15 protein-coding genes and 5 tRNA genes are annotated in these 17,448 nt (G+C 43.2%); 18 read left to right on the top strand and 2 right to left on the bottom strand.

What is annotated here, in order from left to right; all coding sequences use genetic code 11:
- The first annotated feature begins 21 nt into the window (after nt 1–21).
- From AC0VXY_RS22015 to dnaB, 4 genes are all read left to right on the top strand, one after another.
- A complete protein-coding gene (locus AC0VXY_RS22015) occupies nt 22–927 on the top strand; it encodes a YybS family protein (protein ID WP_475526559.1) in 906 nt (301 codons plus the stop codon).
- A 26-nt stretch (nt 928–953) separates the two neighbouring features.
- On the top strand, nt 954–2,927 hold the full coding sequence (locus AC0VXY_RS22010; RefSeq protein WP_475526558.1) for a DHH family phosphoesterase: 1,974 nt from the start codon (nt 954–956) through the stop codon (nt 2,925–2,927).
- Nucleotides 2,924–3,370 carry a 50S ribosomal protein L9 gene (gene rplI / locus AC0VXY_RS22005; RefSeq protein WP_475526557.1) on the top strand — a complete coding sequence of 149 codons (447 nt, stop codon included), beginning with the start codon at nt 2,924–2,926 and terminating at the stop codon, nt 3,368–3,370. The genes AC0VXY_RS22010 and rplI overlap by 4 nt, the downstream gene beginning before the upstream one ends.
- 187 nt (nt 3,371–3,557) lie before the next feature.
- Complete coding sequence (dnaB, locus tag AC0VXY_RS22000) at nt 3,558–4,910, top strand: replicative DNA helicase (RefSeq protein ID WP_034764791.1); 1,353 nt, start codon at nt 3,558–3,560, stop codon at nt 4,908–4,910.
- 41 nt (nt 4,911–4,951) lie between these two features.
- Here the strand turns inward: dnaB and AC0VXY_RS21995 are convergent, their stop codons facing one another.
- Nucleotides 4,952–6,676, bottom strand: coding sequence for an ABC transporter ATP-binding protein (locus tag AC0VXY_RS21995; RefSeq protein WP_475526556.1), 1,725 nt, complete (start codon nt 6,674–6,676; stop codon nt 4,952–4,954).
- A 913-nt stretch (nt 6,677–7,589) separates the two neighbouring features.
- Between AC0VXY_RS21995 and AC0VXY_RS21990 the strand changes: the two genes are divergently transcribed.
- A complete protein-coding gene (locus AC0VXY_RS21990) occupies nt 7,590–8,882 on the top strand; it encodes an adenylosuccinate synthase (RefSeq protein ID WP_435988845.1) in 1,293 nt (430 codons plus the stop codon).
- Between the two features lie 41 nt (nt 8,883–8,923).
- Here the strand turns inward: AC0VXY_RS21990 and AC0VXY_RS21985 are convergent, their stop codons facing one another.
- Complete coding sequence (locus AC0VXY_RS21985) at nt 8,924–9,946, bottom strand: potassium channel family protein (RefSeq protein ID WP_475526554.1); 1,023 nt, start codon at nt 9,944–9,946, stop codon at nt 8,924–8,926.
- Between the two features lie 123 nt (nt 9,947–10,069).
- Between AC0VXY_RS21985 and AC0VXY_RS21980 the strand changes: the two genes are divergently transcribed.
- From AC0VXY_RS21980 to yycF, 13 genes are all read left to right on the top strand, one after another.
- Entirely contained in the window at nt 10,070–10,534 is a 465-nt protein-coding gene (locus tag AC0VXY_RS21980; protein ID WP_475526553.1) for a hypothetical protein, read from the top strand.
- A complete protein-coding gene (locus tag AC0VXY_RS21975) occupies nt 10,531–10,839 on the top strand; it encodes a hypothetical protein (protein WP_435988848.1) in 309 nt (102 codons plus the stop codon). Before AC0VXY_RS21980 ends, AC0VXY_RS21975 begins: the two co-directional genes overlap by 4 nt.
- A gap of 1 nt (nt 10,840) precedes the next feature.
- On the top strand, nt 10,841–12,082 hold the full coding sequence (locus AC0VXY_RS21970; protein ID WP_475526552.1) for a glutathionylspermidine synthase family protein: 1,242 nt from the start codon (nt 10,841–10,843) through the stop codon (nt 12,080–12,082).
- 15 nt (nt 12,083–12,097) lie between these two features.
- On the top strand, nt 12,098–12,511 hold the full coding sequence (locus AC0VXY_RS21965; RefSeq protein ID WP_261749182.1) for a DUF350 domain-containing protein: 414 nt from the start codon (nt 12,098–12,100) through the stop codon (nt 12,509–12,511).
- 273 nt (nt 12,512–12,784) lie between these two features.
- Nucleotides 12,785–13,132, top strand: a complete 348-nt coding sequence (locus tag AC0VXY_RS21960) for a nuclease-related domain-containing protein (protein WP_475526551.1) — start codon at nt 12,785–12,787, stop codon at nt 13,130–13,132.
- A 203-nt stretch (nt 13,133–13,335) separates the two neighbouring features.
- Nucleotides 13,336–13,755 carry a hypothetical protein gene (locus AC0VXY_RS21955; RefSeq protein ID WP_475526550.1) on the top strand — a complete coding sequence of 140 codons (420 nt, stop codon included), beginning with the start codon at nt 13,336–13,338 and terminating at the stop codon, nt 13,753–13,755.
- Nucleotides 13,756–13,925: 170 nt separating this feature from the next.
- A tRNA-Lys gene (locus AC0VXY_RS21950) sits at nt 13,926–14,001 on the top strand.
- Nucleotides 14,002–14,010: 9 nt separating this feature from the next.
- Nucleotides 14,011–14,085, top strand: a tRNA-Glu gene (locus tag AC0VXY_RS21945).
- Nucleotides 14,086–14,156: 71 nt separating this feature from the next.
- Nucleotides 14,157–14,230: transfer RNA gene (locus AC0VXY_RS21940), tRNA-Met, on the top strand.
- A 146-nt stretch (nt 14,231–14,376) separates the two neighbouring features.
- Nucleotides 14,377–14,453: transfer RNA gene (locus AC0VXY_RS21935), tRNA-Asp, on the top strand.
- Between the two features lie 159 nt (nt 14,454–14,612).
- A tRNA-Phe gene (locus AC0VXY_RS21930) sits at nt 14,613–14,685 on the top strand.
- A gap of 354 nt (nt 14,686–15,039) precedes the next feature.
- Complete coding sequence (locus AC0VXY_RS21925) at nt 15,040–16,524, top strand: peptidoglycan DD-metalloendopeptidase family protein (RefSeq protein WP_475526549.1); 1,485 nt, start codon at nt 15,040–15,042, stop codon at nt 16,522–16,524.
- 216 nt (nt 16,525–16,740) lie between these two features.
- Nucleotides 16,741–17,448 carry a response regulator YycF gene (gene yycF, locus AC0VXY_RS21920; protein ID WP_060674576.1) on the top strand — a complete coding sequence of 236 codons (708 nt, stop codon included), beginning with the start codon at nt 16,741–16,743 and terminating at the stop codon, nt 17,446–17,448.

Raw genomic sequence — 17,448 nt, 5'->3', positions numbered from 1 at the left:
TGAGTGAGGAATCCCCGTGTTTTGACTGAAGGTGCGCTTATGCTCGCCATCTTTACTGTGTTAATGTTAGTGAGTTTATATGTTCCGCTTATTGGGACCCTGGCATTCTTTGTGTTGCCCCTCCCTCTTATTTTATTCAGTTCCAAGTATTCGTTATGGAATTCAATCTTAGTATTGATCGGATCACTGGGTCTGTCTTTCTTATTTGGAGGACTGCTTGCATTGCCGGTTGCCTTTATGGTGGCTACAACCGGGTTGGTCATTGGCTGGTGTGTGAAGGCAAGAGTGGATAAGATGAGGCTGTTTATGGCAGCAAGTCTCACACTTGTTATAAACATTGTGATCGGCTATGTTGTATCCATTCTATTTTTAGGTGTAAATGTAATTGAAGACAGCCTGAAGGAATCGAAGGCTGCTTATTATTCTATTTTTGAAAAGCTCGGCCAGCAACCGGATAAAAGGCTGGTTGAAAGTCTGGAGAGTTCAGTCGATTTGATCCATACCTTGATTCCTACTTTGTTTGTAGGGATAGCTGTGGCACTTGCTTTACTGTTCATCTTGATCAATTTCCCGATCATGAAGCGTCTGGGAAGGGATGTACCGGTCTTCAAGCCATTCAGGGAATGGAAGCTCCCAAAAAGCATTCTTTGGTATTATTTGATCACACTTGTGCTGTCGATGATCCTTCAGCCGGAAAAAGGAACATACGTTTATACGGCACTGATTAATATCTTGTATGTACTGCAGACTCTGATGGCGGTGCAAGGCTTGTCTTTCATTTATTTCTTTGCTCATCTGAAAGGGTGGTCCAAAGGGATTTTGGTATTAATTACAATCATTTCGATTCCTCTTCTTTATCTCGTGCGAATTTTAGGTATAATTGACTTAGGATTTGATCTAAGACAACGCCTGCAACGCAAGTCATAGAAATTTAAGATCCAGGAGCTGAAATCATGCCATCTTATTTTAATAAGCGAATGATCCGCTACCCATTGTACGGACTAGCTATATTAACAGCTCTCTTGTTAGTATCGGTTTCCTTTTACCAATGGATCATTTCGTTAATAGGGTTGATTGTCTTTGGAATCGTGTACTTTCTCGCTTTCTATTTTGAAAGAAGGTCACACGAAGAAACAGAGGAATATATCTCCACTTTATCCTATCGTGTCAAACGTGTAGGGGAAGAAGCATTAATGGAAATGCCCATTGGGATCATGCTGATCAATGATGAATATTACATAGAATGGACGAATCCTTTTCTTGCCTCTTGTTTCAATGAAGACACAGTCGTAGGAAGGTCCCTTTACGATGTGGCTGAATCACTCGTTCCATTAATCAAACAGGAAGTCGATTCGGAAATTGTGACGATTAATGAACGAAAGTATCATGTCGTATTGAAGCTCAAAGAAAAACTACTCTATTTCTTTGATGTCACAGAGCAAAAAGAAATAGAAAAGCAATATCATGATGAACGTACGAATATTGGAATCATTTTTCTAGATAACTATGATGAGTTGACGCAAGGCATGGATGATCAGACGAGAAGCAGTTTGAACAGCCTTGTGACATCCATCCTGAATAAGTGGGCGAAAGAGTACGGTGTGTTCTTGAAGAGGGTGTCTTCCGAGCGGTTCATCGCCGTCATAAATGAGAAAATCCTTCAAGTATTGGAGAAGGAGAAGTTCGGAATCCTGGATGATGTACGGGATACGACTTCGAAGCAAAATGTCCCCCTCACATTGAGTATCGGTGTCGGGACAGGGGTCTCTTCCCTTCCAGAACTCGGGACTCTGGCCCAATCAAGCCTTGATCTCGCTTTGGGGCGAGGCGGTGACCAGGTCGCGATCAAACAGACCAATGGAAAGGTCAAGTTCTATGGCGGGAAAACCAACCCGATGGAAAAACGCACCCGGGTCCGTGCAAGGGTCATTTCCCATGCATTGAAAGAAATTATGATCGAAAGTGACAAGGTCATCATCATGGGACACAAGCATCCTGATATGGACGCCATCGGAGCGGCAATCGGGATCCGGAAAGTGGCCCAGATGAACCAGCGTGATGGCTATGTCGTCTTGAACTTTAATGAAATTGATAATGGTGTGAAACGATTGATGAAGGAAATCAAAGTGAATTCCGATCTTCATCCCCGCTTCATCACCCCGGAGGAAGCACTTGAGATGGCAACGGATGATACGGTGCTCGTCGTCGTCGATACCCATAAGCCTTCCCTGGTTATTGAAGAAAAGCTTTTAAATAAGGTGGATAAAGTCGTCGTCATCGATCATCATCGACGGGGCGAAGATTTTATCAAAAACCCGCTGCTTGTCTATATGGAGCCATACGCTTCCTCTACGGCAGAACTCGTGACAGAGCTGCTTGAATATCAGCCGAAGCATGAGAAGATCACGATGCTCGAAGCGACGTCGCTCCTCGCCGGGATCATTGTCGATACGAAGAGCTTTACGCTCAGGACCGGATCAAGAACGTTCGATGCGGCCTCGTATTTACGGGCACAAGGGGCGGATACGGTGCTCGTCCAAAAATTCCTCAAAGAGGATGTCGATACGTACATCAAGCGTTCCAGGTTAATCGAATCGGTCAAATTCTTCCGTGAAGGAGTCGCCATTGCGAAAGCAGAGGATGATGTCATTTATGATCCCGTCCTCATTGCCCAGGCAGCAGACACTTTATTGACGATGGATGAGGTCATCGCTTCCTTCGTCATTTCAAAACGGGATCCTGAAACAATCGGTATCAGTGCACGTTCACTCGGTGACATAAATGTACAGATCATCATGGAAAACTTGAACGGTGGAGGTCATCTAACCAATGCCGCCACTCAAATCAAGCAGGTATCGGTCCTGGAAGCGGAAGAACAGTTGAAAGAAGGATTAAATGATTATTTTGAAGGGAGAAAAGAGATATGAAAGTCATTTTCTTAAAAGATGTAAAAGGTAAAGGGAAAAAAGGGGAAGTGAAAAACGTAGCAGACGGTTATGCACATAACTTTTTATTGAAAAAGGGCCTGGCTGTTGAAGCGACGAATGCAAATATGGGTCAACTTGAGGGGCAAAAGAAGAAAGAACAGCAAGTCGCTCAAGAAGAACTGGAAGAGGCAAAAAAATTAAAAGCGACACTAGAAGACATCACGGTTGAGATGAAAGCGAAGTCCGGTGAAGGCGGCCGATTATTCGGATCGATCACGAGCAAGCAAATCGCAGATGCACTGAAAAAGGCTAATGACATCAAAATCGATAAACGTAAAATCGAAATGAATGACGCCATCCGTGCCCTTGGTTACACAAATGTTCCTGTGAAACTGCATACAGATGTGTCCGCAACATTAAAGGTACATGTAACGGAAGAATAGTTTTCCACTGAATATACGAAATTTGGTAACTTCATTTTGAGAAAAACATGTTAAAATGAATATAGCTTGATATAAAATGTGATCTGGATTTTATCCTGATCACATTTTTTCGGTAGAATACCATTCTTTTTTTATATAGATAATGAAAGTCAGGATCTGTTTGATCGTAAGGGAGGTTTGAGCATAGATGAATGAAATGTTTCAGGACCGGGTTCCACCTCAGAATATAGAGGCTGAACAAGCGGTATTAGGGGCCATTTTCCTGGAGCCCAGTGCATTGACGACCACATCGGAAATATTGATTCCAGAGGATTTCTATCGTCATTCTCATCAAAGAATATACAACGTCATGCTGAATCTGGGGGATGGTGGAAAAGCCGTCGACCTGATTACGGTGACTGAAGAATTGGCAGCAGCGAAAGAGCTCGAGGATGTCGGCGGGGTAGCTTACTTAAGTGAACTGGCCGCTTCCGTTCCAACCGCTGCAAATATTGAATATTACGCCAAGATCGTGGAAGAGAAATCATTACTGCGCAGGTTGATTCGTACAGCGACTGATATCGCTTCCGACGGCTATGCCCGTGAAGACGAGGTGGACAGCCTCCTGAGCGAAGCGGAAAAAAATATCATGGAAGTGGCCCAGCGTAAAAACGCCGGAGCTTTCCATAATATTAAAGATGTACTGGTGCGGACGTATGATAATATCGAAACCTTGACGAATCGGAAGGGTGACGTTACAGGGATTTCAACGGGATTCGCCGACCTTGACCATATGACGGCAGGATTCCAGCGAAATGACTTAATCATTGTAGGTGCCCGTCCTTCCATGGGGAAGACCGCCTTTGCCCTGAACATCGCTCAGAACGTAGCCGTAAAAGCCAAGGAAAATGTAGCCATCTTTTCACTCGAGATGGGGGCGGAACAGCTCGTCATGCGTATGCTGTGTGCGGAAGGTAACATCAACGCACAGAATCTCCGTACAGGTGACTTGACGGATGAAGACTGGAGAAAGCTGACCATGGCCATGGGTAGCCTCTCGAATGCCGGTATTTACATTGATGATACGCCGGGGATCAAAGTAGGGGAAATCCGTTCCAAATGCAGACGTCTCGCACAGGAACACGGTCTTGGAATGATCCTCATCGACTACTTACAGCTGATCCAGGGTAGCGGTCGTTCCGGCGAAAACCGTCAGCAGGAGGTTTCAGAGATTTCCCGTTCCCTTAAGGGGCTTGCCCGTGAGCTTCAAGTTCCCGTTATTGCCCTGTCCCAGCTCTCCCGTGGAGTGGAGCAGCGTCAGGATAAGCGTCCGATGATGTCGGATATCCGTGAATCAGGAAGTATCGAGCAGGATGCGGATATTGTAGCCTTCCTATACCGTGAAGATTACTATGACAAAGAAGCGGAAAACAAGAATATCATCGAGATCATCATCGCCAAGCAGCGTAACGGTCCGGTTGGGAACGTATCATTGGCGTTCGTGAAGGAATACAATAAATTCGTGAATCTGGAGCGGCGGTTTGACGACGCTCCGGCTTAATAGAAAAAAATCCAAGCTTATCAGGCTTGGATTTTTTATTGTTATAAGATCGTTGCATGCTGATGGGCATGGAGCCTGGTAAAGATTCCATTTTCATTAGAGAGCAACTCTTCATGAGTCCCATCCTCGGCTATCCCGTTTTCAGTGACGACCAGAATACGGTCCGCTTTCCTGATTGTTGCCAACCGGTGGGCAATCACCAGGGTGGTCCGGTCTTTTGCGAGTTCATTTAACGCTTCTTGAATGATCGCTTCTGTTTCTGTATCCAGAGCAGAAGTGGCCTCATCCAGAATCAGGATCCGTGGATTCTTAAGGAACATACGGGCAATGGATAAACGCTGCTTTTGCCCTCCGGAAAGCTTCAGTCCCCTCTCCCCGATCTGGGTCTCATATCCGTCTGGAAGGGATGCGATCAGGTCTGTCAGATGCGCACGTCTCGTCGCTTCCTCGATCTCTTCCTGAGTGGCATCAAGTTTCCCATAAGCAATATTTTCACGGAGTGTCCCAGTAAATAAGAACACATCCTGCTGTACGATCCCGATCTGGGAACGGAGGGATTCCTTCGTCATCTCACGAATATCGATCCCATCAATGGTGATGGCTCCTTCTTCTATATCATAGAAGCGGGGAATCAATGAGCATATCGTGGTTTTCCCGGCACCGGAAGGACCGACAAATGCGACCGTCTGTCCTGAGTGAATGGTGAAGGATAAATCGTTCAGAATGGGCCGGGCAGGCTCATATCCAAAAGTCACGCCGTTAAAGGCAATATCCCCTCTCAGCGTGGACACTTCAACGGCATGGGGGCGATTCTCGATATCCGGCTCCACATCCATGAGCTCGGTGAACCGCTTAAAGCCTGCCATTCCCTTCGGATACAATTCTAAGAGTGCCGAAATCTTGTCGATCGGTTTAAACAGAACGTTAATATAAAGAATGAAGGCGACAAGCTCCCCATACGAGAGAGCCCCTGAAAAACTTAACCAGGCTCCATATACTAGTATGATCAAGGTCATCAACCGAGTCGTAATATAAATCCCTGATAAATTCACACTCATCACGTTATATGCTTTTAACTTGGACTTTCGGAAAAATTGATTATTCTCGTTAAAACGTTCCATTTCATAAGACTCATTCGTGAATGACTGAACCACTCTTGCCCCCGAAACACTGTCTTCAACGCGGCTGTTGACGTCAGCAATATTTCCGTACATCTTCGTCCAGGCCGCATTCATTTTAATATTTGAATACGAAATGAGCCACACAAGAAATGGAACAATGATGATCGCAACTAAAGCAAGCTCCATATTAATCGAGAGCATGATCCAAAATGCCCCGATAAAGGTCATGACGGCAATGAACAGATCCTCTGGTCCGTGGTGGGCAAGCTCCCCGATATCCATCAGGTCGTTTGTCACCCGGCTCATGATATGACCCGTTTTCGTATTATCAAAGAATCGGAAGGATTGCCTCTGAACATGATGAAACAATTCCCGCCTCATATCCGTCTCGATATTGATCCCGAGCTTATGCCCCCAGTAGTTCACAACAAACTGCATACTTGAACTGAGCAAATAGAGAACCAGGAGACCCGCTGAAACAGCCAGAATCGTACTCCAATTCCCATCGGGCAATAAAGAATCTATGAACCACGATACCGCCAAAGGAAATCCTAACTCTAAAAGTCCCACTAACACCGCACAGGCAAAATCAATATAAAAAAGCCGCCGGTGCGGACGGTAATAACTAAAAAATCGTTTAATCATCAAATCGTCACCTCAATATTCAATTGTATGTAAAATTCAAAATGCTTATTTTAGATTAGCAAAAGATTCTAAAATGCGCTATATAATCTACCAGAACATTAAATCTTTATCCAAAAAAGGATAGTAGTCGGTTGATTTCCGCTGCAGGTGCTCGCTTTCCGCGGGGCGTGAGTTGAGCCTCCTCGGGCTTTGCCCTGTGGGGTCTCAATGTCTAAGCTACGGCGCCTACCCCCTCGAGGTCATAAGCTAAATGGACCAAGAAGGCAAAATACGCCTTCTCGGCCCATTCATCTTATGCTTGTCGGGGCTGTGCGAGCCGCCTTCGCTTTTCGTACTTTCACGCAATTCCCGCAGGAGTCGAGCACCTTCCGCTCCAATCAACTTTCGTAGCATGATTTCTTAAATTGAGACAAACCATACAAGTTTTAATAAACAGCATCCTTTGGAGTGGTTAGTGATATATTAACTGCTATCATCACACATTAAATCTAAAACGATCACTAAGCAATTCTATACAATAATCATAATGAGCTCTGTTCACGACTCATTAATATGATTGTAAGGGGATTTGCGAGACTCCTGCGGAAAAACGGGCGAGCCAAGACCCCGCAGCGAATGCGAGGAGGCTTGGCCGGTCGTCCGCGGAAAGGGAGTGAATCCCCTTACAATCAAAGGATACGTTGGTCAAACAGAGCTAGAACACCCACATTGAGTAATATCGTTTACTAAAATTAATTTATCAAAAAAATCAACCACCAACTGTTTTTAACAGAAAAAAGCATGCGTTTACACGAACATAAATATAATTACCTATATAAACGTTCGTGTTTTGATTGACTTTCAGTGTTAGTGTTGATAAAATGAGTTTGTTTGATAAAAGAGGGAATACTAATTCCCGTCGGAGGTGCTTAATATGTCTTCAGTAGTAGTAGTAGGTACACAATGGGGAGACGAAGGAAAAGGAAAGATCACTGACTTCCTTTCTGAACATGCAGAAGTAATCGCGCGTTACCAAGGTGGGAACAACGCGGGTCATACAATTAAGTTTGACGGTGAAACATATAAATTACACTTAATTCCATCAGGTATATTTTATAACGAAAAAACGTCCGTTATCGGGAATGGGATGGTTGTCGATCCGAAAGCTCTTGTGAAAGAGTTAAAGTATCTTCACGATCGCGATGTGAAAACAGATAATCTTAGAATCAGCAACCGTGCACACGTGATTCTTCCATATCACTTAAAACTGGACGAAATCGACGAAGAGCGTAAAGGTGCCAACAAAATCGGTACAACCAAAAAAGGAATCGGTCCTGCTTACATGGATAAAGCCGCTCGTGTCGGTATCCGTATCGCAGATCTTCTGGATCGTCAATCGTTCGAAGAAAAGCTTACCCGTAATCTTGAAGAGAAAAACCGTCTCTTTGAAAAATTCTATGAAACAGAAGGCTTCAATATTGAAGACATCCTGGATGAATACTACGAGTACGGTCAGCAAATCAAGCATTACGTTGTCGATACATCCGTTGTCTTAAACGATGCCATCGATAATGGCCGTCGTGTTCTATTCGAAGGAGCTCAAGGGGTTATGCTTGATATCGATCAAGGTACATATCCGTTTGTCACATCTTCTAACCCGGTAGCTGGTGGAGTAACAATCGGTTCTGGTGTAGGCCCTACAAAAATCAACCACGTAGTTGGCGTATCCAAAGCTTATACAACCCGCGTAGGGGACGGACCTTTCCCAACGGAACTGACGAACGAAACAGGAGACAGAATCCGCGAAGTGGGCCGTGAATACGGTACAACGACGGGACGTCCGCGCCGTGTCGGCTGGTTTGACAGTGTGGTTGTGCGTCATGCCCGCCGTGTCAGTGGCTTAACGGATCTTTCATTGAACTCGATCGATGTATTAACTGGAATCGAAACATTGAAAATCTGTGTTGCTTACAAATATAAAGGTGAAGTCATGGAAGAGTTCCCGGCTAACCTTAACATCCTGGCTGAATGTGAGCCTGTGTATGAAGAGCTTCCAGGCTGGACGGAAGACATCACAGGGTGCAAGACGTTAACGGATCTTCCTGAAAATGCCCGTCATTACTTAGAGCGGGTATCACAATTGACAGGGATTCCTCTTTCCATCTTCTCAGTCGGACCGGACCGCTCTCAAACAAATGTTGTTCGCAGCGTGTGGAGCCCGATTTAAGGATATAAAAAAATCTCAGCCTACAAGCGGCTGGGATTTTTTTATTGATTCAACTCTTCGTATACCCGGTCATGACAAACCACATAGAGAATGTCATCAGAATGAAGCTCCCGGTTCGTGGCGTCGGTGAAATCCATATTATCATTCACGGCAAGGAGAATAGCCCCTTTTTCAAGAAGTTCCTCTGATGCCTGCTTGATCGTCTTCCAATTTTCCTTCACCTTGAATTCATGAATGTTATTGCCGTACCGTTTACTGAGTAATTGTCTGAATAAATTCGTCGTCCCGGGATGCAGGGTGGCTTTTGCCATGAGAAGGGAGACAGAATCATTGGATAAAATAAAGTCTTCGACGGCGATATGCTGAAATTTAGGAATATGACGGTCTTCCGATACTTCCACGATCGTATGGACTTCCTTCTGATGGGTTTTCGATAATCCTTCAACGGCGGAAGCTATTAACAATGTCTTACCATCTATCAGGGAAGGATCCTCGATTTTGGAATCCGAAAAGATCGCCACCCGCTTAGCCTCAAAGATATTCGCCATCAGCAAGATATTTTCATCAGAAGGGTCCCCTTGGATGAAGTGGATCTGCTCATGCTCGATCGGTGTGACGGGAAGCATATCGATGAGTACAATTTCGGCATCGGGAACATGGGCGAGAATTTCTTCAATGGCCCTTTCCGTTTTCTTTGACCAATTGATGTAAATGTAATGATCTTCATATGTATACACTAATTTTCCCTCCCTTTTGAATTTCTGAAACGTGGTAATCGAATCAACGGTCTTACTGATCAACACCCCAATGATCCCGATTCCAAAGATGAAGAGGAAGATCCCAAGCATCCGTCCTCCAACCGAAACGGGGAAATAATCCCCATAACCGACAGTAGTCAAGGTCGTCATCGTCCACCAGAATCCGTCAAAGAGCGTTGGAAAGGTTTCAGGTTCCAAAAAATGACTGCCAACGGTTCCCAATAGGATAATTATCAGAGATAATAGAAGAATGAAACCAAAGTCCATTTTTGTGATCTGTTTCCAAATCCTTTGGAAAATAAGCATACAACCCCTCCTTTTTTAAAAAAATCATAGTTCAATCATACCAATGAACTTCCGGGAAATGAAACCTTTTCCGCAGTGGTTCGTATAGTTAAAAGAAATCATTGTAGGAGGCTGGAGTTATAAATGAAAGCATCGATATTAGAATATAGATTGAGAAAAGGGAACGACACCTTCGAAGCCATTTATCATTATCAAGATATTGAGCTGGAACAGATCCTGGCAAGAAGGGAATGTGAGTTCTTCGTGAAGGAAGGAGTCACCTACCGGCAGCTATCTTCTGCCATCGAAGGGAACCTCTTCATCATTTATGTTGAAACGTATGAGGAAGAACCGCTGAAGGATCCATTGTTTCCCCCTGAACGATTGATACTGGAAATACGTGAATTAAATCAGCGGAAACAGAATCCCATTTTAAAAATAGAACACCATGATTACCATCTTGATATTCTAAGTGTCATCGGGTCCGTTTACTATTATATAGACGGGACTGAATGGGAACGGGACTCTGCTGAAATCGATGAGGACCGTTATGTGTATATACTATATGTGAAAGCAACTGGATGTAAGCTGGAGGAGGAAAGAAGATGAACAAAACGAAAAAGATGATGGCGGGAGTGGCCGCTTCTGTCATGGCGATATCTGTCACTGGATGCGGGAATCAGGATCTTCCACCGGAACCGACGGATGTAGACTGTGACGACTGGGATTGGGATGACGATAGTGGAACGTATTATTGCGATGACAACCGGTCACCACACTTTGGCTACTTTTGGTTTGCTGGCAGGATGTTTAAAAACAAATCAAATCTGAAGAGTTTCTCTAAATATAAATCATACTCCAAAAGCTATAAATCAGGAATCGGAAGCGGTTCTAAAGGTGGATTCGGAGGATAATATGACTACCTCTCATCGTGAAAAAAGAAATGACTTTTACAACAGAATTCCGGAGTTCTGGCACAATTTATATGACTTGGAATATGCCTTACTGGATATTCATATGAAGTCACGTGAAGCGGTTTTGGGGATTCACGAAGCGACAAGCCGCGTGTACGCCATCTTTGATAAGACAGCCGATCTGCTTCGGGAATTAGAAGACGATACCCTCCTCGAGCTCGGATATCCCGAGGAATCCATTTCTTATATAAAATATAAATCCATCCCGCAAGAATGTCTCATCGGGAGATTCGATTTTGTCGTTTCAGAAGGAGAAATGAAACTATTAGAATTTAATAGTGATACTCCCACATTCATAAAGGAACTCAATTACGTGAACGGAAAGGTATGTCAGTATTTTAATTGTATGAACCCGAACGCGGGAATGGAAGAGCAATTAACCAAAGAGTTGAAACGGGGTCTCTTATCTTCCTGGAAGTCCCTTGGCCGAAAAGGAGACGCAAAAATCGTCTTCACTTCTCATGCCGATCACGAAGAAGATTACTTGACGACGAAGTATATCCAGACGCTTTCCGGGGTCCCTTCAGAATATGTCAGTCTGGATCAGCTGCACATTCGGGATGATGGACTATATACTCCCGCCGGAGAGCGGATCGATGTCCTATACCGGCAAACCTATCCCGTCGAGCATCTCGTCGATGATCAAGATCCATTGACCGAAGAAAAAGTAGGTCTGGACCTTATGCAATTGGTCTTGGATAAAAAGCTAGCAATCTTGAACCCTCCCTCCGCATTTTTATTGCAATCAAAAGGGGTGCAGGCGCTCATATGGGGTCTGTATGAAGAGGGGAGTCCCTTTTTTACCGAAGAAGAACATCAGTGGATCGAACGCTACTTCCTTCCAACCTATCTGGACCCCGAACCCTTCAAAGAAAGCGGGATGACCTACGTACAGAAACCTGCATTCGGCCGCGAAGGAGATACGGTCAAGATTTTGGAAGCGACAGGGAAGGTCCTGTTGGAGGATAAGAATGAAACCTATAAACAAACCCTCCCTGTCTATCAAAAGTTCTGCCCCCTGCCTGTCTCAGTAATCACAACCGATGGAGGGAAAAAGGAAGCAAGCCTGATGGTTGGAAGCTTCATCATCAACGGCAACCCCGGCGCCATAGGCATCCGAGCCGGAAATGCCATCACCGATAACGAATCATACTTTCTGCCTGTAGGGATACGGGAGAAATAAAAAGGAGAGAAACATATGCAAATCATAACTAGTGACGCCCTACTCAGCTTTCTTGCCCATGTCGGTACCGGCCTTGGACTAATGCTCCTCGGAATCACCGTGTTCGCCTTCACCACCAAGTTCTCAGAAGCGAAGTTAATCAAAGAAGGAAACATCGCCGTAGCCCTGAAGTTATGGGGGAAAGCCATCGGACTCGCGATCGTCATCTACACCGTCTGGGCGAACAGCCTGAACCTGCTTGACGCGTTCATCTGGGGCCTGATTGGAATCGCGACCCAGGTCATCGCCTACTGGATTATCGAGTACGTCCTCACCCCGCGTACGAACTTAGCCAAGAAAGTGGAAGAAGGAAACATCGCCATCGGATTCAGCCTATTCTCCGCCGCGATCGTCGTCGGATTGGTTGTGGCGGCTAGTTTGACATATTGATTGTGGGATCTGCTGTTGGAGCGGTTATATGGCTCTGGTGGCGGGTCTTTTTTTGGGGTGGAATTCAAGTGGAATTCACTTTTGATAATATATTTTCGGTTTTGAAAATAAAAGTGGGGTTTTTGATAATATAATCCTGGTTTTAAAAATAAACATTGAGGTTTTGAAAATAAAACCTTGTTGAACCGGTATAGAGTAAAATATTTACAGAGAGAGCAGGATTTTCTTAAGAAAAGGAGAATAAATAATAAAAATCAGTATTGGAGTGATGAAATGATCAGCAAAGAGCGTCCTTTTCCGATTAAAATTCAAAAACTGCAGGTCCTGCTACTTCGTATTTCGGAGAACCATCCCAAAACAAAATTTATCAAAGAAAACCTTTCAAAAAGTCTAGCTGGTTATAACGGAGAGAAATCCATCGACTATTATCTAAGCCTCCTCCCCACTAAATCCTTCTACATTTTGCATGACCTCCGTCTCCTAATAAACGGTCGCTATTTCCAGATTGACACATTACTATTAACAAGCAGCTTTGCACTTATTTTAGAAGTGAAAAACATTGCCGGATCAATAGAGTTCGATTCCATCTTTAATCAAACATACAGAAGAAGAACGGTCTAGAGATTGCATTACCCGATCCCATCATCCAGACAGGAAGGCAGGAATCACAATTCAGATTATGGTTACATGAGCATCACTTCCCTCCTATTCCCATTCGTACACTCATCGTTATAAGTAATCCTCAGACAATTATCCGCTCTAATGATAAGAATGTCAGTCAGCAGGTCATTCACGCTGCTTTGCTCCCCAAAAAAATATCTCAATTGAATGATAAATATCAAAAACCCATTTTATTAGATAAAGATATTAGAAGAATGATTAAGCAAATAAAAAAACTAGATACTCCCTTGAATCCCTCAGTATTAAACCAATATCATATATCCAGAGAAGATATTATAAATGGAGTGGTATGTGAAATATGTGGTTATCTCCCCATAGATAGAGTACACGGTTATTGGTACTGTCCTACCTGCAAATCAAAATCAAAATCAGCTCACCTTAAGACTCTTGAGCATTATGATCTTCTTTTTGGTAACGAAATAACTGGGCGGCAACTAAAAGATTTTATAATGATTTCTTCACCTTCCCTTGCAACAAGAATATTAAATTCCGTCTGTGTAGAATCTCGTGGTAAAGGAAAGGGGAAAGTCCACACATTACCGTTTAAGGAAAAATTAGATTAGGAAATCACTCCAAAACCAACGTTTCAACCAAATTATTACCCGAGAAATAATTTTCGACAAAAAAACCAAAAAAACTGTTGCCCTCGACAATCATACTGTGATATTATTAATTTCGTTGTCACGAAAGAGGCTTTGATCAAGCCTTCAATTCGTGTTTATATATACTTAGAGAGCCATTAGCTCAGTTGGTAGAGCATCTGACTTTTAATCAGAGGGTCGAAGGTTCGAATCCTTCATGGCTCACCATTTTTCTACGGCCCATTGGTCAAGCGGTTAAGACACCGCCCTTTCACGGCGGTAACACGGGTTCGAATCCCGTATGGGTCACCAAAGTTTTTTGCGAAGCGTAAGCGGAGTGAAAAATCTTCCTTAATTATTTGTAACTTACCATTTCTTATCGTCGCGGGGTGGAGCAGTTCGGTAGCTCGTCGGGCTCATAACCCGAAGGTCGCAGGTTCAAATCCTGTCCCCGCAATACCATTTTGATTTGTTTATGAATTTGAAATTGATAATTCGCGATGAGTCACGTATGGATAGTTATTTTCGCTATCGCAGAATATTGAAACTTATTTTGCTGGCGCAAAGTAATGAATGTTATTTTCACTATCGTCAAAAAACTCTGGTCCGGTAGTTCAGTTGGTTAGAATGCCTGCCTGTCACGCAGGAGGTCGCGGGTTCGAGTCCCGTCCGGACCGCCATTTTTATATTTGATAGTCATAGAATGGAAAAGGGTTTCGATAAGCGAGAAGGTCGAGGAAGCGATCGAAGGAACACCAGAGCGTATTTTATATACGTGAGGATGTGACTGAGTGAGCTGACGAAGAGATTCGAAGCTTAGCGGAAGCCGAAAACTATTTGGCTCAGTAGCTCAGTTGGTAGAGCAATGGACTGAAAATCCATGTGTCGGCGGTTCGATTCCGTCCTGAGCCATCACACAAAAAGTACTGCGACGACTTTGCCTCTCGTAGTACTTTTTTATTATGCTCTGTAATATTCATGTAACATAAAACAACAAAAATCCTCTAATTTCTACCAACCCTATTTCATTCAAAAATCAATCCTTAGACCCATATCATTCCCATTATGACGCGGATCATCGTCCAAAAGACTAAGAAATATTTTCAGACAAATTATACAGTTATATTACAATCATGATTCTGCGTCCCGGATTTCGTCGAATTATGGTAAATTAGTAAAGTAGTAATTTCAAAGAATTCGACTAAATTAGGCATAATGAACTACCGTTAACTGGGATTTTTGCTTTAGTTTATAGGAGGCAAGTCAATGAGTTTTGTAGAGAAGTTATCACCCATTTTAGAAAAATACAAAAAATTTAATATTCGACATAGATCAAGTCAATTAGTGAAGAGAGTAGGGATTACAACACTCGCTCTTACCACTTTAACCTTTTCTTCTGCTGCGGCTACGGGGTCTGAAGAAGATTTGCAAACCATCTATCATGTGTATATGGGTAGTGAGTATGTAGGTGCCGTTACAAGTCAGGACGAAGTAAAGGCGGTATTAGAGGAGAAGCTTGAGAAGGCTCAGAAGGAATACAGTGATTACCAAGTTGATTTTGATCATGAAGTTACATACATACCTGAGAATGTATTTGAAGCTTCCAAAACAAATAATCAGCAAGTCATTGAGAGCTTAAATCAATCTGTAGCAATCGAAGCAAATGCATTTGCTTTGGTTGTCGATAATAAGCCGGTTGCTTATGTGAAAGACGAACAGGCCGCTGAAGAAGCGTTAAAAGCCTTTAAGCTTAACTATGTTTCTGAAGAAGAGCTGGCTGAATTAGAGGCAAGGAAAAATGACTCTTCAACTACTTCATTACCCGCTTTAAAAGAAAATGAAACTCGTTTATTAGAAGTTTCTTTCAAAGAGAATATAGACGTTAAAAAGGCGCAGGTGAGACCGGAAGAAATGATGTCTCCTGAAGAAGCGGCTGATTTTCTTGAAAAAGGTGCGTTAGAAGAGAAGAAATACCAGGTGCAAGAAGGCGATTCCCTAAGTACGATTGCCGAAGATCATCAATTGACGACCGGTACTTTACTTAAGTTGAACGAAGGTATGAAAGAAGACGACGCGTTGAAGGTCGGTACAGAGTTAAACGTTACTGTATACGAGCCGCTTGTTCACGTACTTGTTAAGAAGGAAGCAAATAAGATTGAAAAGATTCCTTATGATAAAGAAGTAGAAGAAGACTCTTCTATGAATAAGGGCGATACGAAAGTAAAACAAGAAGGTCAGGATGGTGAGAAATCCATTACTTTTGAAACGACGAAGGTAAATGGTTCTCAAACCGCTAAAAATGTAAAAGAAGAAAAGAAATTAAAAGATCCAGTGAAATATATCGTGATTAAAGGAACGAAAGCCGTTCCTTCAAGGGGATCGGGAAGTTTTGCATGGCCGACGAATGGCGGTTATATTTCTTCCAAGCAAGGACAAAGATGGGGGAAAATGCATAAAGGTATCGACATCGCCCGTCCAAGTGACCGTACCATCAAATCCGTTGATAACGGAAGAGTCGTATCAGCAGGCTGGGACGATGGCGGTTATGGAAATAAGGTCATCATCGATCATGGAAATGGATATAGAACTCTTTATGCTCATTTAGACTCGATCTCTGTTTCTGCCGGCCAAACGGTTGAAAGAGGGCAAAAACTCGGGATCATGGGAGAAACCGGGGAAGCAACAGGCGTTCATCTTCACATCGAAATATTCAAAAATGGATCATTGATTAATCCATTGGATGTACTGTAATTATATAGAGGTAATCAAGCAAGGGACTGACACAATCATTTTATTTGTCAGTCCCCTTTGTTATATTTAGATTATAGTCAACAAGCATTGAAATAAAGGGTATGATAGAGTTAAAGATGAATTAATATGAAGAAAGTGATAAATTTAAAGGAAGAATCTTATACTAATCACAACTTTATATGATACATTACTTTTTTCTAAAGGAGATCAATTGATATGGAAAAGAAAATATTAGTCGTTGACGATGAGAAACCAATTGCAGATATATTACAGTTTAATTTAAAGAAAGAAGGATATGAGGTTCATTGTGCATATGATGGCGATGAAGCGGTGAAGATGGCGGAAGAAATTAAACCGGATCTTGTCCTTCTTGATATCATGCTTCCGAATCGTGATGGAATGGAAGTGTGCCGTGAAATCAGGAAGAAGTATGAAATGCCGATCATCATGCTGACAGCGAAGGACTCTGAAATTGATAAAGTATTGGGACTGGAGCTTGGGGCGGATGATTATGTGACCAAACCATTCAGTACACGTGAATTGATTGCCAGGGTGAAAGCAAACCTGCGACGTCATCAGCACGGTGCGCAGCAAGCTGTCGAGGATGAAAATAATGAAATAACCGTCGGATCCTTAACGATCCATCCGGATGCCTACGTTGTTTCAAAACGTGGAGAAACAATCGAATTGACGCACCGTGAGTTCGAGCTACTTCATTACTTAGCAAAGCATATCGGACAAGTCATGACCCGTGAGCATTTACTTCAAACTGTTTGGGGTTATGATTACTACGGGGATGTACGTACAGTCGATGTTACTGTCAGACGTCTTCGCGAGAAAATTGAAGATAACCCGAGTCACCCTACCTGGATCGTAACACGTAGAGGAGTAGGTTATTACTTACGAAATCCTGAACAGGAGTAA

The sequence above is a fragment of the Rossellomorea sp. QJM3NY_18 genome (assembly GCF_056173145.1).
This window is presented reverse-complemented; position numbering and strand designations above follow the sequence as displayed.

What these genes read in the sequence shown, in the direction of transcription:
- AC0VXY_RS21990 (WP_435988845.1), top strand. Translation starts at nt 7,590, where the DNA reads ATGTCTTCAGTAGTAGTAGTAGGTACACAATGGGGAGACGAAGGAAAA.
- AC0VXY_RS21960 (WP_475526551.1), top strand. Translation starts at nt 12,785, where the DNA reads ATGATCAGCAAAGAGCGTCCTTTTCCGATTAAAATTCAAAAACTGCAG.
- AC0VXY_RS21980 (WP_475526553.1), top strand. Translation starts at nt 10,070, where the DNA reads ATGAAAGCATCGATATTAGAATATAGATTGAGAAAAGGGAACGACACC.
- dnaB (WP_034764791.1), top strand. Translation starts at nt 3,558, where the DNA reads ATGAATGAAATGTTTCAGGACCGGGTTCCACCTCAGAATATAGAGGCT.
- AC0VXY_RS21995 (WP_475526556.1), bottom strand. Translation starts at nt 6,676, where the DNA reads ATGATTAAACGATTTTTTAGTTATTACCGTCCGCACCGGCGGCTTTTT.
- rplI (WP_475526557.1), top strand. Translation starts at nt 2,924, where the DNA reads ATGAAAGTCATTTTCTTAAAAGATGTAAAAGGTAAAGGGAAAAAAGGG.
- AC0VXY_RS22010 (WP_475526558.1), top strand. Translation starts at nt 954, where the DNA reads ATGCCATCTTATTTTAATAAGCGAATGATCCGCTACCCATTGTACGGA.
- AC0VXY_RS21925 (WP_475526549.1), top strand. Translation starts at nt 15,040, where the DNA reads ATGAGTTTTGTAGAGAAGTTATCACCCATTTTAGAAAAATACAAAAAA.
- AC0VXY_RS21965 (WP_261749182.1), top strand. Translation starts at nt 12,098, where the DNA reads ATGCAAATCATAACTAGTGACGCCCTACTCAGCTTTCTTGCCCATGTC.
- yycF (WP_060674576.1), top strand. Translation starts at nt 16,741, where the DNA reads ATGGAAAAGAAAATATTAGTCGTTGACGATGAGAAACCAATTGCAGAT.
- AC0VXY_RS21970 (WP_475526552.1), top strand. Translation starts at nt 10,841, where the DNA reads ATGACTACCTCTCATCGTGAAAAAAGAAATGACTTTTACAACAGAATT.
- AC0VXY_RS21985 (WP_475526554.1), bottom strand. Translation starts at nt 9,946, where the DNA reads ATGCTTATTTTCCAAAGGATTTGGAAACAGATCACAAAAATGGACTTT.
- AC0VXY_RS21975 (WP_435988848.1), top strand. Translation starts at nt 10,531, where the DNA reads ATGAACAAAACGAAAAAGATGATGGCGGGAGTGGCCGCTTCTGTCATG.